General features: G+C 46.1%; 18 protein-coding genes. 12 read left to right on the top strand and 6 right to left on the bottom strand.

What is annotated here, in order from left to right; translation table 11 throughout:
• Nucleotides 1-20: 20 nt before the first annotated feature.
• A complete protein-coding gene (locus tag J8Z23_RS22945; protein WP_434635452.1) occupies nt 21-806 on the bottom strand; it encodes an ABC transporter ATP-binding protein in 786 nt (261 codons plus the stop codon).
• A gap of 52 nt (nt 807-858) precedes the next feature.
• Nucleotides 859-2,964: a TonB-dependent siderophore receptor gene (locus J8Z23_RS22950; protein ID WP_434635453.1), complete on the bottom strand. Its 2,106-nt coding sequence runs from the start codon at nt 2,962-2,964 to the stop codon at nt 859-861.
• 145 nt (nt 2,965-3,109) lie between these two features.
• On the opposite strand from J8Z23_RS22950, the gene J8Z23_RS22955 reads away from it, so the two are divergent.
• The 6 genes from J8Z23_RS22955 (at nt 3,110) to gcvA (ending at nt 10,275) form a co-directional block, all read left to right on the top strand.
• A complete protein-coding gene (locus tag J8Z23_RS22955) occupies nt 3,110-4,963 on the top strand; it encodes an ABC transporter ATP-binding protein (RefSeq protein ID WP_434635454.1) in 1,854 nt (617 codons plus the stop codon).
• Nucleotides 4,964-5,199: 236 nt separating this feature from the next.
• Nucleotides 5,200-6,234 (top strand): sensor histidine kinase, encoded by a 1,035-nt coding sequence (locus tag J8Z23_RS22960; RefSeq protein ID WP_434635456.1) that lies wholly within the window; start codon nt 5,200-5,202, stop codon nt 6,232-6,234.
• The gene (locus tag J8Z23_RS22965; RefSeq protein ID WP_258687396.1) at nt 6,231-6,929 is read left to right on the top strand and encodes a response regulator transcription factor; all 699 of its coding nucleotides are present in this window, start codon (nt 6,231-6,233) and stop codon (nt 6,927-6,929) included. Before J8Z23_RS22960 ends, J8Z23_RS22965 begins: the two co-directional genes overlap by 4 nt.
• A 151-nt stretch (nt 6,930-7,080) precedes the next feature.
• Nucleotides 7,081-7,734: a potassium channel family protein gene (locus J8Z23_RS22970; RefSeq protein ID WP_237311288.1), complete on the top strand. Its 654-nt coding sequence runs from the start codon at nt 7,081-7,083 to the stop codon at nt 7,732-7,734.
• A gap of 1 nt (nt 7,735) precedes the next feature.
• Entirely contained in the window at nt 7,736-9,100 is a 1,365-nt protein-coding gene (locus J8Z23_RS22975) for a TrkH family potassium uptake protein (RefSeq protein WP_434635457.1), read from the top strand.
• 248 nt (nt 9,101-9,348) lie between these two features.
• Nucleotides 9,349-10,275 (top strand): transcriptional regulator GcvA, encoded by a 927-nt coding sequence (gcvA, locus tag J8Z23_RS22980; RefSeq protein ID WP_047103923.1) that lies wholly within the window; start codon nt 9,349-9,351, stop codon nt 10,273-10,275.
• A 92-nt stretch (nt 10,276-10,367) separates the two neighbouring features.
• Here the strand turns inward: gcvA and J8Z23_RS22985 are convergent, their stop codons facing one another.
• Nucleotides 10,368-12,131 (bottom strand): BCCT family transporter, encoded by a 1,764-nt coding sequence (locus J8Z23_RS22985; RefSeq protein ID WP_434635459.1) that lies wholly within the window; start codon nt 12,129-12,131, stop codon nt 10,368-10,370.
• Nucleotides 12,132-12,450: 319 nt separating this feature from the next.
• On the opposite strand from J8Z23_RS22985, the gene J8Z23_RS22990 reads away from it, so the two are divergent.
• The 6 genes from J8Z23_RS22990 to J8Z23_RS23015 all read left to right on the top strand — a co-directional run bounded on the left by J8Z23_RS22990 (nt 12,451) and on the right by J8Z23_RS23015 (nt 20,776).
• Nucleotides 12,451-13,638 (top strand): aromatic ring-hydroxylating oxygenase subunit alpha, encoded by a 1,188-nt coding sequence (locus J8Z23_RS22990; RefSeq protein WP_434635460.1) that lies wholly within the window; start codon nt 12,451-12,453, stop codon nt 13,636-13,638.
• A gap of 1 nt (nt 13,639) precedes the next feature.
• Complete coding sequence (locus J8Z23_RS22995) at nt 13,640-15,076, top strand: aldehyde dehydrogenase family protein (protein ID WP_258680597.1); 1,437 nt, start codon at nt 13,640-13,642, stop codon at nt 15,074-15,076.
• A 142-nt stretch (nt 15,077-15,218) separates the two neighbouring features.
• Nucleotides 15,219-16,652 (top strand): FAD-dependent oxidoreductase, encoded by a 1,434-nt coding sequence (locus tag J8Z23_RS23000; protein WP_434635461.1) that lies wholly within the window; start codon nt 15,219-15,221, stop codon nt 16,650-16,652.
• Nucleotides 16,653-16,664: 12 nt separating this feature from the next.
• Nucleotides 16,665-17,981 (top strand): NAD(P)/FAD-dependent oxidoreductase, encoded by a 1,317-nt coding sequence (locus tag J8Z23_RS23005; RefSeq protein ID WP_074189840.1) that lies wholly within the window; start codon nt 16,665-16,667, stop codon nt 17,979-17,981.
• Entirely contained in the window at nt 17,978-18,328 is a 351-nt protein-coding gene (locus J8Z23_RS23010; protein ID WP_139059213.1) for an ethanolamine utilization protein EutQ, read from the top strand. Before J8Z23_RS23005 ends, J8Z23_RS23010 begins: the two co-directional genes overlap by 4 nt.
• A 402-nt stretch (nt 18,329-18,730) precedes the next feature.
• Nucleotides 18,731-20,776, top strand: coding sequence for an EAL domain-containing protein (locus J8Z23_RS23015; protein ID WP_434635462.1), 2,046 nt, complete (start codon nt 18,731-18,733; stop codon nt 20,774-20,776).
• Between the two features lie 67 nt (nt 20,777-20,843).
• Here the strand turns inward: J8Z23_RS23015 and azu are convergent, their stop codons facing one another.
• The 3 genes from azu to norR form a co-directional block, all read right to left on the bottom strand.
• Nucleotides 20,844-21,296: an azurin gene (gene azu, locus J8Z23_RS23020; protein ID WP_005392455.1), complete on the bottom strand. Its 453-nt coding sequence runs from the start codon at nt 21,294-21,296 to the stop codon at nt 20,844-20,846.
• Between the two features lie 362 nt (nt 21,297-21,658).
• Nucleotides 21,659-22,309 carry an HAD family hydrolase gene (locus J8Z23_RS23025; protein ID WP_434635463.1) on the bottom strand — a complete coding sequence of 217 codons (651 nt, stop codon included), beginning with the start codon at nt 22,307-22,309 and terminating at the stop codon, nt 21,659-21,661.
• An 89-nt stretch (nt 22,310-22,398) separates the two neighbouring features.
• Nucleotides 22,399-23,931 (bottom strand): nitric oxide reductase transcriptional regulator NorR, encoded by a 1,533-nt coding sequence (gene norR / locus J8Z23_RS23030; RefSeq protein ID WP_237311282.1) that lies wholly within the window; start codon nt 23,929-23,931, stop codon nt 22,399-22,401.
• Between the last annotated feature and the right edge of the window lie 27 nt (nt 23,932-23,958).

The raw sequence follows: 23,958 nt of genomic DNA on the forward strand, positions 1-23,958 counted from the left end.
CACAGTAATTAAACGAGCTATTATGCGCATACAACAGCCACCTTTTGGCTCGCCAATGTGTTGGCTGGCGTTGGATGAGCAATGAGCTTAATCGGTGACTCATACAACTCAGAAAGGCGATCCTCATCTAGCAACATGTCGGCGTTGCCTTCGAACGCAATTTGACCTTTCTTGAGCGCAACAATGTGGGTTGCATAGCGCAGTGCTAAGTTCAAATCGTGCAGGATCACGATAATGCCTACGTTCTCGGTTCTATTTAGCTCTGCCAGTAACGCCATCAGTTGAAATTGATGGTGAACATCGAGCGCGGAGGTCGGTTCGTCTAGGATCAAAATCGGTGATTGTTGAGCCAACAGCATAGACACCCAAGCGCGTTGGCGCTCACCGCCCGATAAATCGTCCGCTAATTCTTGAGCAAACGGAGCTACGCCAGTGAGAGCCATGGCTTCTGCGATGATCTGTTTGTCTTCAGGCTTCCAACGACCAAGTGCGCCACGCCACGGAAAGCGGCCTAAGCGCACTAGCTCTTCTACCGTTAAACCAGCCGAGGAGGGCAGCTTTTGTGGCAAATAGGCTATCTGCTTTGCCAGCTCTTTGGTTTTGAGTGATGAAAGGGAAGTGTCGTTTAATGCTACTGTGCCTTTATCTGGAGACATTTGACCAGAAAGCAGGTTCACCAGTGTCGATTTGCCCGAACCGTTATGGCCCAAAACGACAGTCAGTTCATTCGTTGGGATGTTAAGTTGGTCGATGCCGAGGATCTGACGTCCACCTCGAACGATCTCAATATTAGACAGTTGAAACATGGATGACTCTTAGGAGAAAACTCCCCTCAAGAGAGGGGAGTAGAAAGTTCAATTACCAGCGGTAGTTTGCGTTTAGCATGACAGAGCGAGACTGGCCGTAGTAACACCAGTAATCGCAACCTGAAACAAACTCTTTATCCAGAATGTTGTTCACGTTTAGCTGTGCTTGCCACTGTGAAGTGATGTCGTAAGTGACTGACGCATCCCAAAGAGTGACTGAAGGAACAGTTAGGTTCGAGCTCTTAGGGTTATCTTTAGACTCACCTACGTAGCGCACACCAGTACCGATATTGAGGCCTGGAATCAGGCTGTAGGCGCTGTAGTCTACCCATGCAGAAGCTTGGTGCTCAGGAATAAGTGCGGCTTGTTTTTTACCTTGGCCAAAGCTCTCATCTGTTTTCGCTTTAGTGTAGGTGTAGCTTGCCATCAGTCTTAGATCGTCGGTTAGCTGCGCCGTGCTTTCAAGCTCAATACCTTGAGATGTCACTTCACCTGTTTGTGTCGCAATCCATGTTGATGGGTTAGTGACCAACGCGTTCTTTTGCGTGATGTCGAACCATGCAAGGTTGATAAAGCCATCCATAAAGTTTGGCTCATACTTCACACCCACTTCTACTTGCTCGCCTTCCAGCGGTTTGTAAAGCTCATTGGTTGCCGTATCAATAGTGCTGATCACTTCAAACGACTGAGAGTAGTTTGCGTAAGGTGACAGGCCATTGTTTGCAAGGTACATCACACCCGCACTTAGAGAGAGCTGACCATCATCACGAGATTCGTTTTGATCAACGCCTGCGCCTTTGCCAGAGTTTTCTGTTTTCACCCAGTCGTAACGAGCACCGATGTTACCAATCCACTGTTCATGCAGTTTCAATTGGTATTGTGAGTAGACACTTGCTTGAGATTTCTCAATCTCACGTTTCACGTTGTTGGCAGGATCAAGAGGGGTGAAGTTGCCGTAAACTGGGTTCCACGGGTTGATGGTGCCAAACGCGTAGTTGTCCTGCTCGTCGCCATCGGTTTTGTGGAATTGCAGATCCATACCGACAAGCACCGTGTGCTCTGCGTTGTCAGTCATCCAGTTGCCGACAGCGTTATTGTCGAATGTGATGCTCTGGTTTTTGCCGTCACGGAATACGATGCCTTGCGCTAATTCTTCTTTCGCAGGATCGTTGTTTGAGAATGCGTAAGAGCTGCGCAAGTACAACTCATTGGAGCCGTAGTTGAGGTTTTGAGAGAATGACCACGTGTCATTGATGTCGTGCTCTAGCAAATAACCTAGAGAGAACTGCGTGCGTTCGTATTTATCGTAGTTTGGCTGACCAAGGTTAGTCGAAGGATCGATTTTGCCAAAGTTAGAACCAATCAGAGTGCCTGCCGCTGGGAAAAATGGGTTGGTTGGCACACCGTCATCACGAAGGTAAGTGGCCAAAACGGTCAGCATTGTGCGGTCAGAAATGTCGAACTCGACGCTTGGCGCTAGATAAAAACGCTCGTTATTGGTGCCGTCCAGTTCGCCATCTTGGCTTGTCATCAGGCCAACCAAACGGTAGCGGATTGTGCCATCGTCGTTTGCTTCATCAGCAATGTCAAAACCCACAGACTGGTGTTGGTTGTTGCCCACTTCGACTTTTACTTCGCCTTGAGGCGTAAACGTTGGTTTTTTCTGCACCGCATTCACGATGCCGCCTGGTGCCGATTCACCAAACAGAATAGCTGATGGGCCTTTAACCACTTCCACACTTTCTAGGCCGTAAGGTTCGACCAACCATGTGTAGTAACCATCGCGGAAGAGGCGGTTGCCGTTTAGGTAAGTCGCAGCATCAAATCCACGAACTTTGAACCAATCGGTGTCGTTGTCGGCACCATAAGGCTGAGCGGTTACGCCAGATGTGTAGCGTAATGCTTCGTCCAATTTTTGCGGTGCACGAACACGAAGTTCATCTTCAGAAATGATAGATACGCTGCGCGGCGTTTCTGCCGCAGGGGTTTCTACTTTAAGTGCTTGCGCGGTGACCGTAATGGTCTCCATTGCAATAATGTCATCTTGTACAACGTATTCTTGAGCTTGTGCTGTGAATGCAACCACTGCTGCTGTTGGTGCCAAAGCACAGACCAACGCGTTACGGATCGCGATGGTCAGTAAGTTATTCTTTGTCATAAATATATTCCCGACAATTATGATTAACGCTAAGCTTAATTGTAATTATTATCATTTGAACTTTTGTTTCGGTATTTTACTGACTTTTGTATCAAAAGATAGTAAAACGTTCGCAAATTCATTCGCGGTACTTAAAGTCGTTGTTATGTTCAATTGGTTTGAAAAACTGACCCAACCCTTTCCCCAGATGGAAACCGAAAAGCCACCGAAGACACTTGTTGGCTTCTGTCGCTTTTACACTCGTGGCTTTGAAGCCCCTTTACTTGTTATGGCTGTGTTCAGTGCGCTTATTGCCATTACTGAGGTGACGCTGTTGCGTTATATGGGCGAGCTCGTCGATATTCTCTCTAATCAAGATCGCGCAACATTCTGGCAAGATCAGGGTGATCGCATGCTAATGATGCTGTTCTTAGTGGCGGTTGTGATGCCAGTTCTCGGTTTTGTCCACTCAATGGTGATGCACCAAACGTTATTGGGTAACTACCCGATGTCTATCCGTTGGTTGATTCACCGTTACTTGCTAAAACAAGCGGTTGGATTTTTCCAACGTGACTTTGCAGGCCGAGTTGCGACCAAAGTGATGCAAAGTGCGTTAGCGGTACGAGAAACGGTCATGAAGTTGGTGGATGTACTGGTTTATATCAGCGTTTATTTTCTTTCGATGCTTTGGATGATGGGCGAGGCCGATGGTTTGCTGATGTTGCCTATTGTGATTTGGATAGGAATGTACGCGGTTATCCAGTTCTACTTTATCCCTAAAATGAAACAAGTAGCGACAGAGCAAGCGGATGCTCGCTCTGTAATGACTGGGCGCATTGTCGATTCTTACACCAACATTTCTACCGTAAAACTATTCGCTCATTCACAGCGAGAGTTGGAATACGCAGAAAGCAGCATGAAGCAATTTTTGGTGACGGTTTACCGCCAAATGCGCATGGTGACTTGTTTGCTGTTTAGTGTCGATGCCATCAACTATTTACTGCTGATGTCTATCAGTGCCATTTCGGTTTATCTATGGCTAGATCACGCTGTAACAATTGGTGCTATTGCGATTGCCATTAGTATTGCGTTGCGCGTACAAGGAATGTCGAAGTGGATCATGTGGGAAGTTAGTGCATTGTTTGAAAACATCGGTACGGTAGTGGACGGTATTAATACGATTTCAAACGACGTTGAAGTGAAAGACATACCAAATGCCAAGCCTCTACAAATCTCTCAAGGTGAGATCTGTTTTGATCACGTAGGTTTTAACTACAGTGATGAAAAGGCGGTATTTGAGAACTTGAATCTGACCATCAAACCGGGCGAAAAAGTCGGTATTGTCGGTCGTTCTGGGGCAGGAAAATCCACGTTGGTTAACCTGTTGCTGCGTTTTTACGACGTAAATACGGGGAAAATTTGTATTGATGGACAGGATATTTCTCAAGTCGAACAAGAGTCGCTGCGCCAACACATTGGTATGATCACGCAAGACACCTCTTTGCTACATCGCTCAATTAAGGAAAACATTCTTTACGGTGATCCAGATGCTTCAATGGATGCCGTTATCGCAGCTGCTGAAAAAGCACACGCGCATGACTTCATCCAAACGTTGAAAGATGAACAAGGCAATGCCGGCTACGATGTTGAAGTGGGTGAGCGCGGCGTGAAGTTGTCTGGCGGTCAGCGTCAACGAGTGGCGATTGCTCGCGTGCTGTTGAAAAATGCGCCAATTTTGATCATGGACGAAGCTACGTCTGCACTTGATTCAGAAGTGGAGTCGGCAATTCAAGAAAACCTTGAAGTTCTGATGGAAGGAAAAACAGTGATTGCAATTGCTCACCGTTTATCAACGATTGCCGCGATGGATCGTTTGATTGTGATGGATGACGGCAAAATCATTGAGCAAGGCTCACACCACGAGCTGCTGCAATTGGGTGGTGTTTACGCTCAGTTGTGGAAGCATCAAACCGGCGGCTTTTTGTCTGAGCAAGGTGATGCTCAACTGCAAGTCATATAATATGACGCTACACGAAAGAGGAGCAAATGCTCCTCTTTTTTATGTCTGCCGTTTATACCGAGTGAGTAGGCGTCAATGGGTGACGTTTACTTGTGATTATTCATTAAGTTAGGCTAACTTAATGATGGTTATGTTTATAACTGACTGTCGTTCTTGCATTTTTTACGCTTTTTTTACGCGAACTCCGAATGGGCTTTTGCTAAAGTTTCTGCATCGAATTTTGGTTGATGTACTTTATGTTTGCTCATTGGCGAGATAACACATTTCTCTTTTCTGCCATCGTGATTATTGGCGCGGTTGTGGCCTCATGGCTGTTAGACCAATTGTTTGGCTCTACCGCTGCGGTCCTGCTGATTTTGCAGTTAGCCGTCGTGGTGGTGGCATTTCAATGCAACTCGCGATTCGCTTATGCGGCGGCGGTGATCGAAGCGCTGAGCTTCAACTTCTTTTTCACGACGCCTCGTTACTCTTTGCAGATGTTTCGTCCGGAAGACATTTTTAATCTAGTCGTGTTTATGGTGGTGGCATTTATCACCAGCACTTTTGCAGATCTTTATCGTCGCCAGCAGGGCGAGTTAAAACAAACCAAGCTGCAAAATAGCATCCTGCTATCGGTGTCCCATGACCTACGCACGCCGCTAGCAACCATTATTGGAACACTGACCACACTCAACGAGTACATGCCCAAGCTCAAAGACTTAGAGCGCAAAGAATTGCTCGACAGTGCGACTTCAGAAAGCCACCGCTTGCATCAATATATCGAGAACCTCTTACAGGCGACTAAGCTCCAGCATGGCACATTAAAAATTACTAAAAAAGATGAGCTGATTGCGGATATTGTGCGGGATGCGGTTTCTCGTTTGCCGAATTACACCGAGAAAGTATCCATGAATATGGATGATTCCGTTGGTTATTTATCAGTAAGTCGTTCGCTTATCGAACAAGCGATCTTCAATGTGTTGGATAATGCCATGCGATTTTCGCCAGAGAATAAATCTGTTGAGGTTTCTCTTTCTAAGCAGGGTTCGTCGTGCGTGATTGATGTTCGGGACATGGGGATTGGCATCAAAGCTGAAGATGCGGAAAAAATATTCAACCTTTTCTATTCCGGCGTGAACAACAAATCGGCCGATTCAGGAACCGGAATGGGACTCGCGGTTGCCAAAGGCATCATCACCGCACACCAAGGAGAGATTCAATCTATGCCAGTATCAGAAGGGACGCTGATCCGCATTCGACTTCCACTCAATCAAGGAGCAGAGCAGTCGTGAGTTACAAAGTTTTAGTCGTGGACGATGAGCCTCGCATTCATACCTTTATTCGAATTTCGCTGTCTGCTGAAGGGTTTGATTACATTGGCGCGAGTACCATTGCAGAAGCCAAAGCGTGTTTCGAAGCGCATTCGCCGCACGTCATTCTGCTAGATTTAGGCTTGCCCGACGGCGATGGGACGGAGTTCCTCACTGCGCTTCGTCAGACCTATAAAACGCCAGTGCTAGTGCTGACAGCTCGCGATCAAGAAGAGGAAAAAATCCGCCTTTTAGAAGCGGGCGCGAATGATTACTTGAGCAAGCCTTTTGGCGTAAAAGAGCTCATCGCGCGCATCAAAGTGCTGGTTCGAGATTTGGTGGATGAGCAAGCCGTCGCTGATGAGCTGGTGGCTGGCCGAGTCAAAATCATCAAAAGTACTCACCAATTTTGGTTGGATCAGAGGGAAATTCCACTCACCAAGAAAGAGTTTTCCTTCATTGAACAGTTGATTCTCAAGCCGGGAAAACTCATTGAGCAAACTCATTTGCTATCGGTAATTTGGGGAAAAAGTCATATCGAAGATACTCACTACTTACGCGTGTTAGTGAGTCAACTACGCAAAAAACTGAACGATAGTGCTGACGAACAGCGGCTATTAAAAACCGAGCCGGGGCTGGGTTATCGTTTAGTGCTTGAGACGTCCAAGCACCACTAAATTCCAAATTTAATCAACGTTAATGCCAAGGTTTAGTGCTGGTTATCGGCACTCGAACAGGATTCGTGTTGCCTATTTTCCGCGACGGAAAATCAGTCTAGCTCTTAACGCATTAGCATTTTCTATACATAAAACACAGTTAGGTATTGATATGGCTCACTTTACAGTAATTGGTTTAGGGCGATTTGGCGTTGCCGCCAGCTTAGAACTTATTCATCTTGGACACACCGTAACGGGGGTGGATAGCGACCCGAAAATCGTCGAAAAATACGTCGAAGAGTTAACGCAAGCGGTTATATGTGACGCAACAGACGAAGGTGCACTCAGAGAGTTAGCGCTAGCGAACAGTGATGTGGTGTTGGTGGCGATTGGTGAAGACATGCAAGCCAGTTTGTTGTGTACGCTGGCGCTGAAAAATCTGGGTGTGAAATCCATTTGGGTCAAAGCGAGCACCAAAGCACACCACACCATCGTATCTAAGCTGGGTGTACAACGCATTATTCATCCGGAAGAGGAGATGGGCGTAAGAGTCGCGCAGGCACTCAACTATCCGATGGTGAACAACTATTTGGAAATGGGCCATGGTTTGTATGTGGTGGAAATCCACGTTAAATCCAATCTGCACGATACGCCGCTTTCTAAGTTGATCAGCCGAGGCAGTTACAACATTCAGCCGATATTGGTGAAGCGCGAAGAAGCCGTCTACACCAATATCAATGATGATTTTGTGCTTAATGAGTTCGACACGCTGCTGCTTTGCGGTAGTCGCGCTGAGCTGAAATACGTCGCTCCAAGGTTGGTGTAACATGGTTTTGTGGCATCCCTCTATTATCCCAATCGAGCGAAAACCCAAAGCTGGCAAAAAATTGTTGGGCGCACCGCCATTAATACTTAGCCTCAGCTTTGCGTGCTTGATCATGCTCGGCACAGTTTTACTCAAACTGCCGATTGCCACCACAGAGCCCATCACTTGGATTCAAAGCCTGTTTACAGCAACATCGGCCATTACGGTGACGGGATTAGTTGTGGTAGACACGGGCACGGCGTTTACGCCTTTTGGGCAAGTGGTTATTGCTTTTCTGATTCAATGTGGTGGCCTAGGTTTGATGACGTTTGCCATCGTGACCTTGCTGGCTCTGGGCGGAAAAATTGGCTTTTTGGAGCGAGCCGTCGCGAGAGAGGCATTCAACCAAACTGACTCGTCGACACTCATTGCCACTGCTAAATCTGTATTGATGTTCGCTCTGCTCGTTGAACTTATTGGTTTCACTATTTTGAGCGTTTATTGGAGTGAAGAGCTGGGCTGGAAAACCAGTCTGTTCCATGGTTTCTTCTACACCATCAGTGCGTTTAACAATGCAGGTTTTGCGTTGAGTGCCGATAGCTTAATGCCTTACGTGGACGACCCGGTCGTTAACTTCACCATTACCAGTTTGTTTATTATTGGTGGTTTAGGCTTCTCGGTTTGGATTGACTTAAAACGCAATCGCCGTTGGCACCGACTCACCGTTTACAGTCGAATGATGATCTTAGGCACGGTGATCATTAACGTGGTGGCACTTATCGCGATTTACCTGATTGAATATGACAACCCCAACACGCTTGCCCCGTTGAGCGAAGCAGGGAAATGGTGGGCATCGTGGTTTCAAGCGGTGACGCCAAGAACGGCAGGCTTCAACACTTTAGCTATCGATCAGTTGGAAGATGCCACAACGGCGATCATTCTGGTGTTGATGTTTATCGGCGGTGGATCATTGAGCACGGCAAGTGGTATTAAAGTTGTGACATTTATGGTGTTAGTCTTGGCAACTTACAGTTATTTGCGTCGCGATGAAGCTACCTATGCCTTTCAACGCGAGATTCCCAAGGAGACCATCAGCAAGGCATTGGCGCTGACTCTGATCTCGGTGGGTGTGACTTGGTTTGCCATCTTCATGCTGTTACTGACAGAGAAAGCGTCTATGTTAGACATTATGTTCGAAGCGGTCTCGGCACTGGGTACGGTTGGTTTGTCGCGAGGCTTAACGGGCAGTTTGTCCGAACCGGGTGAGTTAGTGATCATCTTCATGATGTTTATGGGACGATTAGGGCCTCTTACTTTAGCGTACTTCTTAGCCAGCCCAAGAAAGAAAAAAGCGCGTTACGCGAGCACTAAACTGGCAATAGGGTAAATGGGCTAACTCGGAGAAAATGACCAAAAGGCTAGGCATAAGAGGAGTAACTGCTCCTCTTTTTTGTGCTCTTTGTAGCCACGAAACTGTATACGGTTGCCTCTCTCACAACAATTTATGATTCATCTCAATTTTTTATCATTTATAAATTGTCGTTTTTGAGGTGTTGTCCAGAATGGCATTATCCACGTGCAACATAAGATTGCCGGGAATAAAAATAATTACAATACTGCCTTACTGGAAGATACATGAAAATCAAACCCCTCCCACCTTTAAATAGCCTCGTTGCGTTTGAAGCGTCGGCGCGGCACTTGAGTTTTACGTTAGCCGCTGACGAGCTAAACGTGACCCAAGGTGCCATCAGTCGCCAAATTAGACAATTAGAAGAATACTTGGGCAAGGCTATGTTCACGCGAGCCAATCGAAGCATTAACTTAACGCCTACAGGTCTTCAATATTATCAAGCTGTCAGCCAATCTTTGCTCGATATTGCTCAAATCACGGGTGAAGTGAAGAAATGGCAGGGCGAACAAAAGATCACGGTTGCGACGACAAATGCAATGGCAGCCTTGTGGTTGTTGCCTAAGGTTGCTCAATTTCAAAATGAACATGATGACATCGATATAAGGATATTGGCCTCAGATAATGTGTTGGACTTACGCCGATTAGATTGCGATATCGCCTTGTTTTATTGTCGCACTCCACCTGCGGAAATGGATGTGACAACGCTATTTTCAGAAGAAGTCTTCCCTGTGTGTAGCCCGCTTTATTTAGAGAAAATCGGCCAGCCTAGTGAGCCAGAAGAAATCTTCAATAAAACGTTACTCTATCTGGAAGAGTCTCAAAGAGACTGGGTGAATTGGGAGCAGTGGTTTGCGAGTGTGGGGTTGCCAAATATTTCGCCTCGTAATCGCATGAACATCAATAACTATCCAATGCTGTTACAAGCGGCTATTAATGGTCAGGGCATCGCGTTAGCCTGGGGCTCATTAGTGGACGACTATTTACAAAGCGGTGCTTTGGTTAGACCAGTCGAACACGTGCTTTCAACACCTTCCAATTTCTCTATGCTTGAACCTAAAAATAGAGGTTTAATCCCAGCCAGCGTCAAGCGTTTTAGAGAGTGGCTTTTGCAACAGTTGCCAGATGAGGTGGGTGATCGAGGTTTAGCCTAAATCAATAAGCAGAGAAAAGAACAGAGTTTGGTAATGTTAAAAAAGCGGGAATATCAGTTCCCGCTTTTTTAATTGATTGATGAAACGACGCACTAACTTAGTACTGGTCCCTGATTAAGTGTGGAATCATCTTTCAGCGAGGATGTTGAAGCGATAGGCTCGGAAGCCACAGTTTTGCTTTCAACAAGCGGTTCAACAGGACCATCAAGTTTCTCTTGCTCTGGGTGAACATGCTCAGGAAGCATTGCCCATGGCTTAGGTTCGCGTCGAATACTATGGAACAGCGTTAAGCTCATCACCGCGATAAAAATCGCGATAGGGAAACCGGCAATAATTGAGGCCGTTTGCATTGCTTTTAACCCTCCTGCATATAGAAGCACTCCCGCAATGGCGGCGATCATGATCCCCCACAATACGCGTATAGAGGTAGGAGGCTCACTGTGTCCAGCGGCATCGAGGGTACATAGAACTAAGGTACCTGAGTCAGCGGAGGTAATGAAATAAGTACCGAGTAATAAACACGCAAGCACGCTAAGGAGTTTACCAAACATACCTGTATCTAGGTTGTCGAATAGCGTAAACAAAGCGCGTGTCGTATCAGCTTTAGTCGCTTCAAGAATCGGGCCGCCAGAAAAATCCGCAGGTGGTGTTTGTTTGGCTTCTTGTGCCGCAGTGACTTGCTCTTGATGAGCAACACGAGCGTCTTGCTCTTGATGAGCAACACGAGCGTCTTGCTCTACCTTTAACGCTGCGCCACCAAATACTGAAATCCATAAAAACGTGATCAGCGTAGGAACTATGAGAGCACCGCCGATAAGCTCACGTATTGTGCGCCCTTTAGAGATACGAGCCACAAACATGCCAACGAAAGGTGCCCAAGTCATCCACCAAGGCCAGTAATAAGCCGTCCACCAGTTTTGCCAGCCAGAGTCATTCTGTGCATCGCTCCATAAGCTCATACCGACAATGTTTTGTGCATAAAGCCCCGTGCTTTCAAGTAGCGTATTTAAGATATAGCGAGTTGGGCCAATGTAAAGTACGACTAGCACGAGTGCGAGTGAAAGCAGCATATTCCATTCTGATAAACGGCGAATACCTTTTCCTACACCAGATAGCACCGACGCAACCGCACAAGTACAAAGGGAAACGATAATAAAGAGTTGAATCCCCAAACTAATGTCTAGACCAAAGGCTTGATTCAAACCAGAGTTTATTTGGATAACTCCCATCCCCAAGGTTTGAGAGATACCGAAAGCAGTCACCGCGACTGTTAGGATATCAACCGTGTGCCCGATAGGCCCATAAATACGATCGCCAATCAAAGGGTACAAGATAGAGCGTAGGGTAAAAGGCAGATCTTTACGGTAGGAAAAGTAGGCTAATGCGAGTGCAACAATGATAAAGACAGACCAAGGATGTAGACCCCAGTGAAAGAATGTCAGTTTCATTGATGTTGTTGCGGCTTCATTGGTCAGGCCTTGAGTAAATGGGTTGTCAGCGTAATGCCACATCGGTTCGGCGACCGACCAGAAAATTAAGCCTATCCCCATGCCTCCGGAAAAAAGCATGGATACCCAAGACAAATAACTAAACTCTGGTTTTTCGTCATCTTTACTCAAACGAATATGTCCATATCGACTAACCATAAGATAAAGAAGAAAACCGACAACGAGTGAAACAAGTCCGATGTAAAACCACTTCATATTCTGCAGCAAAATGCCGGAAATCGTTTCGAAGTATTGGCCCGCTTGGTTGGCGAGAATGGCGCAGAAAAGTACAAAACCGATAACGACGATCTTTGATGCGATAGTCACAGTCGGATTGAGTCCTTTCAATATCCCAGATGTTGCTCTCATAGGCATCCCTCACAGTGCTTTTGTTTTAGCGTTATTGTTTGTTGCGTTATTGTTAATTTTTGAAAGAGAGTAGAGAGAGGGCTTTTGTGTTTCAACTGATTAATACTCATCGGTTAATGAGTATTAATCATGACAAGAAGAGCCTTGTTAATTAAAAGGTTATTTTGTTGTTTGAGATCAATGCATGAATGACAAAAACTCATCCAAACCCGGCGAAAAAGTCGTTTGTTTGTTGCTGGGTTGTTAATCAAAATCATCTCCACTAACACAACACGATGTTGTACGCACTGGATGCAACTCGACTCTCGGAGATAAGAATATGAGCAATGTCAACCAAACCATTATTCCTGTTGAACTTGTTGATAATGTACTGAACCCAATCAGTGAAGCAACAGGAATGCCGAATCAGGCCTACACCAGCGAAGAGTATTTTACTTTTGAGCGTGATCAGGTGTTTGGTAACACTTGGGTATGCATTGGTTTTGCATCAGACCTGCTTAAAAATGGTTATGTGATGCCACTTGATTTCATGGACCTTCCACTACTCATGATGAGAAATCGTCAAGGTGAAGTCCAAGTCTTCCACAACGTATGTAGCCACCGAGGTATGAAGCTGGTGCATGAAGCGGGCGAAGTTCAAGGCATGATTCGCTGTCCTTACCATTCATGGACGTACGATCTTGACGGCAATCTAAAAGGCACACCACACATCGGTGGTATCGCAAAACACAAAGATGATCGATTTAAGTGTGAAAAACACGGCCTTAAGCCACTTCGTTCAGCCGTTTGGATGGACATGGTATTCGTTAACTTATCGGGCAATGCAGAAAGCTTTGAAGATCATATCGCGCCACTAGAGCAACGTTGGCAGCAATTCTTAGGTGAAGATGGGTTAGGGCTTCTTCGCCGCGTGAACATGGGTGGCAACTTAGAGATCGAAGTGAAAAGTAACTGGAAGCTTGCCGTAGAAAACTACTGCGAGGCTTACCACTTACCTTGGGTGCATCCGAGTTTGAACAGTTATTCTCGCCTAGAGGATCACTACAACATCATGTTTGCAGAGCGCTTTGCTGGTCAAGGTAGTCTCGCGTACAACCTTTCTGATACAGCAGGAACACACTTACCTAAATTTCCAAGCTGGCCAGAAGATAAACTGCGTCATGCAGAATACGTTGCACTCTTTCCAAACGTGTTGCTTGGTATTCAAGCCGATCATGCCTTTGCAATGATGATTGAACCAATCACTGCGAATAAGAGTGTTGAGCACCTACGCGTTTTCTATGTGGGTGATGAAGCAACGAAAGATGAGTTTGCTGCGTGTCGTACTGCTACCGTTGAGTCGTGGCGAGTCGTGTTCGGCGAAGATATTGGCGCGGTCGAGGGTATGCAGGAAGGTCGTTACTCACCTGGCTTTAGTGGTGGCGTGTTCTCACCAGAAATGGATGTTCCGACGCATTTCTTCCAAACCTGGTTGGCAAAGCAAGTGAAAGCGGCATTGGAGCAGTAAGATGATGCATTACCTTAATTATATTGATGGTAAGTGGTGCGATTCAGAGCAAGCGCTGACCGTCATGAATCCTGGCACTGCCGAAGCGTATGCGACGATTGCAGAAGCCACTATCACCGATGCAGATCGCGCAATGGCGGCGGCACGTCGAGTAGTCAAGCAAGGTCTTCTTTCGGACGTTCGTCCAGCCGTCAGAACCGAGTGGATGTTAAAAGCCGCCGCAGCTATTCGTGAAATGGTTGATGAAGGTGGGTTAGTTGCCTGTCGTGAAAATGGGAAATCTTTGCAAGATGCCAAAGATGAGTTTTTAGAGTCGGCACGTTACTTCGAATACTACGCTGGCATGGCCGACAAGCTGGAAGGCACGTCAATTCCGTTGGGTAAAGACTATGTCGACTTCACTCAATATGTGCCGTTTGGCGTGTCGGTGCAGATTGTGCCGTGGAATTTCCCTGTCTCTATTTGTGCACGCTCATTGGCACCTGCATTAGCCGCAGGTAACGCAGTGGTGATCAAATCGCCAGAGATTTCCCCACTTGCCATGACGTTGTTGATTAAAGCGATTGAAAAAGCGGGCTTCCCAAAAGGCACGATTAACTTGCTATGTGGCAAAGGCTCAGTAGTTGGCAGTCATTTGGTGCAGCACCAAGAGGTCGATCAAATTGTCTTTACGGGTTCCGTTCCAACCGGCCAACGCATCCTGCAAGATTCAGCGCAACGCGCTACTCCATCGGTGATGGAGCTGGGTGGTAAATCGGCTGCTATCGCGCTGAAAGATGCGAACCTCGAAACACTTTTGAAAAGCGTTCAGGTCGGTATTTTCTTTAACGCTGGTCAAGTGTGTTCGGCAATGTCTCGTTTGCTGATTCAAAAAGAGCGTTATGAAGAAGTAAAAGCGGTGGTAGTGGAAATGGCAAAAAGCCTAACTATTGGTCAAGGCGAAAGCCAGCCGGACATCACACCGTTGGTATCTGCTGATCAACAAGCACGCGTGCTTGAAATGATAGAGCAAGCAAAAGCCGACGGCGCGAATATCCTAACGGGTGGCTACGCACCTGATTTATCGGGTTACTTTGTGGCACCAACGGTGATTGAAGCCTCACCAGATATGCGTATTGCTCAAGAAGAAGTGTTTGGCCCTGTACTGGTAATTACACCGTTTGAAACTGAGCAAGAAGCAATCGAAATCGCGAATGGCACCGATTTTGGCCTGGTCGCTGGTGTCTTTGGTGAAAGCCTAAACCAAACATTGCGTGTGGCGCAGCAACTGCGTGGTGGGCAAGTGTTCATCAATGAATGGTTTGCTGGTGGTATCGAAACACCATTTGGTGGCGTGGGCTTGTCCGGTTTTGGGCGAGAAAAAGGACAAGAAGCGATTTATAGCTATGTCCAGACACGCAATATTGCCATTCGTTTGCAGCAAGACAGCAACGTATAGCTACCGTGTAACTTGATTTTCATCACCTCGCACCGGCTTGGATTTCAGACCACAAGCTAGGGCGAGGTTGATGGAATCGCTACAAATCTGACAGTGGTTTGTAAACACGGAAATTCTGAACAAGGTAGTTGGAGTAAAAGTGATGAGAAAGTGGCTCTGTATTATTTGCGGCTTAATCTATGATGAAGCACAAGGTTGGCCATCCGATGGCATTGCACCAGGAACAGCATGGGAAGATGTGCCGGATGATTGGTTATGCCCCGACTGTTTAGTGGGTAAGGCCGATTTTGAAATGATCGAAATCACCGACGATGAGCCAGTAGAAGAGGTCGCGGCAGTGTCTTCGGTGTCGGTAGGATCGTCTGTTCAGCCAAATGCGACTCAGCCACTTCCATCTGAAGTCACTCAGCCTATATTTTCAGCTGACCCTATTGTTATCATCGGTAGTGGCCACAGTGGTTACCAGTTGGCAGCGGCACTTAGAGCGCAATCTGAAACGGTTCCGATCACTGTTTTTACCGCTGATGATGGCGCACTGTACAGCAAGCCTGCCTTGTCTAATGCACTGGTCATGAATAAAGACGGCGACGCGCTACAAAGTGAAAGCGCGTTGGAGTGGGAAAGCCGTCTCAATATCCGCGTTTACCCGCATACCCGAGTTGAACATATCGATCGTGCCAATTCAACGCTACATACCTCCATCGGTAAATACGCCTACAGTCGCTTGGTACTGGCAACAGGTGCATCACCGATTGAAATCCCAATTGAGGGTGATCGCTCTTGTGTTATGAGTGTGAACGACTTAGTTGATTACCGGCGTTTCAGAGCGGAGCTGCAAGACAAAAAGCGCATCGCAATCCTAGGTGATGGCTTAATTGGCTGTGAGTTCGCGAATGACCTGATCGAAAGCGGTTATGAAGTAACAGTTATCGGGTTGGGTCAATGGCCAATGGAGCATTTGATCCCGCAACAGTTGGGTGAATCATTACAAAGCGCACTTGCAGATCGAGGTGTGCAATGGGCTCTACAAGACAGTATCGCCAGAATCGAGCCAAGGTCCGAATCAAGCGCGGTTTTGCATCTAAACAGTGGCAAGCAGATTGAAGCAGACCTAGTGCTAAGCGCGGTTGGGCTCAAGCCAAATGTATCGCTGGCTGAGCAAGCAGGGCTCGAAGTGGGCCGCGGCATTAAAGTGAATCAATTCGGCCAGACGAGTGATGAGAGTATTTACTCGCTAGGCGACTGTGTTGAAACCGAGCAAGGTTGGCAGCCGTATATTGCGCCGATTAATCAAATGATTCCTTCCGTAGCGAAAAGCTTGCTAGGCGATGTCGCGTCAATCTCGTTAACGCCAACTCCTGTGATTGTAAAAACGCCGATTCTTCCACTCACTATTTTCCCGGTTGCCCCGAACGAGCTGGGACAATGGTATATCGAGAGTCAGGCAGATGAATTGACCGCTGCGTTTTATTCTCCTGAGGGAACGATGCTTGGCTTTGCGTTGCTAGGAAGAAAAGTACAGTCATTACGTAGTCCTTGGCTAGATCAATTGTCATTGAAACTTTCAGCAGCGTAACGGAGAAAGAAGATGATTCATTTACCCAATGATGATGCAACATGTGGTTGGTACCATGCGTTGCCAAGTATTGCAGAAAAACCAGCGTTAAAAGGTAAACAAACTGCTGACTATGCCGTGCTAGGTGCCGGTTTCGCTGGACTAGCTATGGCAAGACGTTTAGCTGAGCTTCAGCCTAACGCACGAATTATACTGATTGATGCGCAACGTATCGGCCAAGGGGCGTCAGGGAGAAATTCGGGCTTTGTGATCGATTTGCCTCATAAGTTTTCACTTGAGCATCCCGACCCTGAGCACAAACAAAAGTTGTTATCGCTCAACCGTTCTGCGATTGCTCAGCTAGACACTTTAGTGTCGAAGCACAGTATTTCTTGTCAGTGGTCAGCAAAGGGCAAATATCAAGGAGCCGTAGGGGCGCGCGGTGAAGCGTATCTCGATCACTTTGAGCACCTAATGAAAGACCTTGGCGAACCATACTTCCATGTTAATGGCAGTGAGCTGGCGAAAGTCTTAGGGACAAATTACTACAGCCGCGCAATTTACACGCCAGGTGGTTATTTAATGCAACCTGCTGCTCTGGTGCGTGGGCTAGGGGAAAGCCTTCCAGAGAATGTCGAGGTGTTAGAAAACTCGCCAATCCGCAAACTCAGTAAAGAGAACGGTTACTGGGTATTACATGGAGATAGTGGTTCTGTTGAAACCACTGAACTGTTACTTGGCACCAGCATTTTTACTCGTGAGTTTGGTTACCTTAAAAACAGATTACTGCCAGTGATGACGTTTGCAAGCTGGACGCGTCCATTGACTGACGCAGAAATGCAGCGATACGGAGGAGAGCTGAATTGGGGCCTAACCCCAGCTGATCATGCGGGAACGACGTTACGTATGACCGCCGATCGACGTATTTTGATCCGAAATACTTACAAACATGTGCCGAAGTATGGCTCAAGCATGAACGATAAAGTCAGAGAGCAAATCCGAGACGATCATCGTCAAGTCTTTTTGGCGCGTTACCCCGAGCTGGCCGACGTACCATTTACTCACACATGGGGTGGGGTATATGCCATCTCTCGTAACTTTACTAACTTTTTTGGTCAATTAGATGAAGGTGTTTATGCCAGCGCTTGTGACAATGGTGTTGGTGCCGCGTGGGGAACCATTTCTGGAACGCTGTTAGCTGACTATGTCGTAGGTGCGACATCTAAATCATTGGATGACATACAGCAAGTGACAGGGATGCCTTGTTTGAATCCGCCAGAGCCTTTTTTAGGCATGGGAGTAAAAACGCGTATCCAATTAGCAAAATGGCAAAGCAGGAGTGAGTTATGAAGCAAGTCAAACTCGTTGATAGTAAAAACCTAGATTTTAATGTTCGTGGTGATACACCGGGAATGGCGTACGTAGCCCGAGCGTTAAGCCCGGAAATTTCACCAAACATTGGCGTAGGTTTTGCTAAATGGGAAGGCGCTCAAGTGGCTTGGACGCTGCTTTATGATGAGGTTATTTTTGTGATTGAAGGCTGTTTCGAGCTGACCGCAAACGGTGAAACACATCTTGTTCACCCAGGTCAAATGCTGTGGATCCCGGAAGGAACCGAGCTGGTTTATGGTGGGCATGCCCTGTTCGGCTATGTGGTTCATCCAGGAAACTGGAAAGAGCTACACGGGATTAAATGATTTGTTTTACAGACGAGACAACGACTTGAAGTTCTACTCGTGCTAAATCAAAAATTGTTCACAGTGTATGTGAGCCAAATCAACTCGCTCGTCAAGGGCGTGTCACCGAAGCCTCCTTCTTGAAGTCATTTGGGTATATACATCAGTTTTAACGATAGCCATATCGAGATGCTTGGTATGGCTTTTATCGTTAAGGATAATAATCTCATTGGATCAAGGGGTATATAATCGTTAAATTGCACTTGCGACATCTTTGCGCTGTGACTGGCAATTCAAACTATTGTTTTAGCCAATAGAAACACTAAAAATTATCCACCAAATAATACGTTACTGAGTCTGGCCGTTGCATTTACGGCTGCCTATTTCGCAGCCGATGATTATTACTTAATATAAGAACTCACCATGCACACTCGTCGTGAACGCGTATTTGACCCCTTTCATCGTCTAACGGTATTTACAGATAAATGGCGATTTGGATCTAAATCTTATCTTACTGATCTCGCATCTATTGCCTTATTGCTGTTACCGCTGACGCTATCTAACGCACTTGCTATCTTTCTTGGTCACGCTTCTAGAATCCTAGGGGTGTCAGAGGTTTCTCAGTTATTGTTCCATCTTTCTGATATTTTAATCAACTTATATCCCACAGCGTTTTGCATTGTGGCTGGTTACTATTTATCGCATAAAGTGAATGTGTCGAGCGCGATTATCATCATTTATTCGTTGGTCATGTTCTATTTAATTTCAATAGAGAATGACAGCCTTTCTAGTAATTACATGTTGCCGAATAACCCTTTATTAGCACTCTTCAGTGCAACGGTGTCATACGTTTATTGTAAAAGTTTCCGAATTGAGCTGCTTGATCCTCAAGCAATGGACTTCTCTTCTCGTCTTTTTAAAGATGTCTTACATTTTTTCGTATTCGTTTTATTTGCGGTTAGCTTATCTCATGTCACCGCAGCGGTGATGGATGCTTTTACTACAACAGTGGCTGGACTTAACTTTGATCCGCTGACGTTCACAGGAGGATTATTTTATCAATCCATCTTGAGCTTATTAGGAGCGGCGGGCATTAATGGTCACAACATGTTGTTTGCCATCAAGCAGCAAATATACGCTGCGACCGAAGCCAACATGGCTGCTTGGCAAACAGGCGAAGCGTCGCTTAACGTCATTAGCCAAGGTTTTTACGACGCATTTTTATCCATGGGCGGGTCAGGGAATAGCATCAGTTTACTCCTGTGTCTGTTATGGTTCGCTAAAGAGCGCAATCATATTTTACTGGCGTTAGCGGCAGCACCATTGGTGATGTTCAACATCAATGAAGTGCTGCTATTTGGGTTGCCTATCATCTTTAATCCTATTCTGGTCGTCCCATTTGTATTAGTGCCGCTGGTAAGTTTTATCATCACCTACTGCGCAATTGCTTCCGGCTTAATTGCGCCTGTTGAAAATATTGTGAACTGGATGACACCGCCTCTGTTGAGTGGTTATGTTGCAATGGGGCATCAGGTCCAGGGGGCGATACTTCAACTGGTGGTGATTGCGATTGGTGTACTAATTTATCGACCTTTTTATCTAGCCTATACAGGCAAATATGTGGGGCAGCTTGGTGTAAGTAATACTTACAATGGTTTAGAACAATCCCTATTTAAATCACTACTCAGTAGTGTGAAAGATGCGAACACATCGAGTATCAGCAAGTCATCCGCGCAGAAGCGTTTAACTTCCATTCTTCGTGAAGGCGAGTTGGTGATGTTTTATCAAAAGCAGCATTCAACAAAGGATGCGGAACAGTATTCTTACGAAGCGCTTATTCGATATAAAGATGAAGATGGAAACTTACTTTCACCAACGTTTATTGAAGATTTTCACCGGTTAGATGCTATGCCACTGCTCGATAAACTAGTTCTCGAAAAGGTGTTGTCGGATATGAAGGAAATGGGATTATCTGATCAGCGAAGAGTGGCCATTAATGTTTCTGTTGCTACCATTCAACAAGTGGATTTTGTTCAGCATTTACAAGGCAGGTTGGTCTATTTTGGAATCCCGGCTGAATGGCTTGAAATTGAAATTACTGAAGAAGCCGTATTAGACAATGAAGTTTCTTTAACTAACACCATGAAAGCTCTACAGAGTATGGGAGTTCGTATCACAATGGATGATTTTGGTACGGGCTACGCGTCGTTTCCTCATTTGTTCAAGTATCCATTTAACAAGATTAAGCTAGACAGATCGCTGCTATTGGACGCTAACGATCATCGTGGACGTCAACTGTATCGATTGGTTGCTAAGTTAGGACATATTGCAAATTGCGAGGTCGTAGCGGAAGGGGTGGAAACGCAGTCTGACTATGACTTTGTGCGGTCAAGTGGGGTTGATAAAGTTCAAGGATTTTACTTAGCAAGGCCTGTACCTTTGGATGAGATTATCCATCGACGTGCTTAACTAACGTGCAATAAAAAGGGAAGCGATGGCTTCCCTATAGTGAGTCTTGTTTTGACTTTGTTAGCTCTTATTTGAACTCAAATTTACCCTGCATGATCGCCCAGTGACCAGGGAACGAGCAGAAGAATGAGTAGTCGCCGCCAGCTTTCATTTTTTCAGTGCTGAAAGTAATGCTGGTGCTTTCACCGCCGCCAATCACTTTTGTGTGAGCGTATACACGGTCGTCATTTGGCTTCACGTAATTGTTTTCTGCACCTGCTGCCATGCCGTCCGTACCTACTGCTTGTAGATTAGCGGTATCTGCGATAACGACGTTGTGACCCATTGATTGTGCAGGCATTTTACCTGTGTGGTTTAGCGTCAGTTTTACTTCTTTACAAGTGGCTGGAACGCTCAGTGTTTTAGTAGAAAACTGCATCATATCGTTAGCATCTAGGGACACTTCACACTCGGCACTGGCTTGGGCACCAAAGCTCATTCCTACTAATGCGAAGGTTGCTGCTAATAAACGTAAAGACATATAACACTCTCCATTTTATATTTTGGGCTGACTTGGATTAATCTCATCCAATAGTTCTCATTATCAGCCAATTTTCACTCGAAAAACGTGCTTCAAGCGGTATATTGACGTTTTGTTGCAAAGTTGTACTGGTTAGTTCCACTATTTGATCACTCATAGGCCCTATTTCATGCGATGGCGTGAGGTAAATCAAAAAAGAAAGGAATACGCCCCGTACAGAGATAAGGTCTATCTTATTAAGCCTTTGGAGCAGTATCTTGGCGTTTATTAGAAGTAGATTAGAGAAGGTGAGAGGAGAGGCTCAAGTATAAAAAAGCTCAGCCAAATTGCTGAGCTTTAACAGTTAGAGCGGCAGTTGACGTTTAGCGATTTTGCTTCAACGCATCTAACGCTTCATGTAATGACGGCACGATGGAATGACCAAATTGTTTTACCTCTTCGCAAGGTTCAACTAAATCCGGAATCTGATAAGTAACCATATTCGCTGCCACGGCTGCACGAACACCGTTATTGGAATCTTCAAAGGCCAAACATTGGCTTGGTTCTACATCCAGACGATTCGCTGCCAGCAAATAGATTTCTGGATCGGGTTTACCGTGGTTTACCTCGCAGCCTGTGGTGAGGTTGTCGAAGTACTTACTCAAACCCGCTAATTCCAGTTTGATTTTCGCTACCTCCTTTGCCGTAGAAGTCGCTACTGCGATTGGTAAGCCTTGTGCTTTCAGCCATTCTAGCAGCTCAACAACACCATTTTTCACTGGGATGGCTTGGTGTTTGACGACAGCATTGTAACGAGTACGCCATTCATGATGCAGGCGGTCTAGGTTCTCACCGTAGGCTTTGCGGAAAATTGCTTCAATACCTGCCGCATTGCGACCAATGATCGACTGGTAAACATCTTCATAAAACGGAAGGTTTTGGACTTCACATGCTTCTTGGAAAATACGCATACAGACGCGCTCAGTATCAAGGAGCAAACCATCCATATCAAAAATAGCAGCTTGGTAGTTCATTACATTACAGACTTTTCGATTGTGATGGTGCATTTTGACATAAGCGAGATAGATTTTCTTGCGGAATTCAAACCGTCCGTATCCTTTTTTTACTTTATACCTAACCGTTTGGCTAAGCGGTGTAAATTACCATTATCGAGTTCTAACTGACGTGCTGTTGCAGCCCAGTTTCCTTGATTCTGCTCTAGTGCTTTTAGAATCATGGATTTTTGGAAGGTGTCAGTGGCTTGTTTTAAACCAGCGTCTGACAGTTCAAATGAAGAGCTAGGTATACCTGGCTCTTCAGTGATGGGCTGATTGTTCGACGCTTTGATATCGAAATCTTGTTCCACCAATTCGATATCCAGCGATTGAGTTCTAGCTTTGGCAAGCACGCCCGCTCGTTTGATGACGTGTTCCAGTTCACGCACGTTGCCCGGCCAAGAGTAATCTTTAAGTTCTTGAACTAGAGTGGGAGAGAGTCGAACACTGTTCAGCCCCAACTTGCTGCGTAGTTGCTCTGCAAAGAAACCAGCCAGTAGCACGACATCGTCTTCACGTTCACGAAGTGGGGGAACATGAAGAGGGAATACACTCAAACGGTGGTACAAATCTGCTCTGAAACGGCCAGCTTTTACTTCTTCATGCAGAACACGGTTCGTTGCCGCCACAATGCGTGTATTGACTCGAATATGGCGGTCATCACCCACACGTTGGATGTCGCCGTATTGGAGAGCTCGAAGTAACTTAGCTTGCAGTTCTAACGACAGTTCGCCAACTTCATCCAAAAACAGTGTGCCACCATCTGCTTGTTCGAACTTACCCTTGCGATTACTGATAGCACCAGTAAAAGCACCTTTGATATGACCAAAAAGCTCACTCTCTGCGACAGACTCAGGTAATGCGGCACAGTTTAAGTACACCAAGGTATTATTGGCTCGGTGAGAGCGATGATGAATTGCGTTTGCGACGAGCTCTTTACCAACCCCTGTTTCACCCATTATCAACACTGATAGCTCGGTATCTGCCACCGCATCGATTTGCTCTTGAAGTGCTTTCATCCCAGCCGATTTGCCAATGATTTCGTTGCTCAAGGTGCGTTTCTCAGTGTAAGACTCACGTGGCAAGCTTGCTTGTGTTTCTAACTGCTCCAGTAGTAGAGCAGTGTGCAAGCCCCCCGCGGCTAACGCACTTACAAAGCGTAGTTCTTGATTGAGTAAACCATCGAACTGATTCGGGTCGAAGGCATCAATAGTGATCGCGCCAATCAATTGATCGTCGATCAACAAAGGGAGACCAATACATGAATGAACGTGCAGATTGTCGTCGTGGTTCGGAATTAACCCGTCATAGGGATCGGGTAAGTCGCTATTCGATGGAAACCGTACGATATCGCCAGCGCGTGCAATGGCTTCCAATCTCGGGTGTTGGTTTATAGAAAAACGGCGTCCCAATACTTCCTTTGCTAAGCCATTGATAGCCAGCGGCTTAAAGTGCTGATCTTCATACAAAAGAAGAGCAGAAGCATCACATTTTAATATCTCGCGAATCGTTGTTAATAAGGTATCAAATCGAGCTTGCCGAGTGAGCGCTGAATTTAGGTCTTGCGTGATGTGTAGCCATTGCGCGATTAAAGAAGTCATAGCCAATACCAAATGTGTCAATATGAC

The sequence above is a fragment of the Vibrio sp. SCSIO 43086 genome (assembly GCF_051132235.1).
In the GTDB taxonomy this organism is placed as follows: domain Bacteria; phylum Pseudomonadota; class Gammaproteobacteria; order Enterobacterales; family Vibrionaceae; genus Vibrio; species Vibrio diabolicus.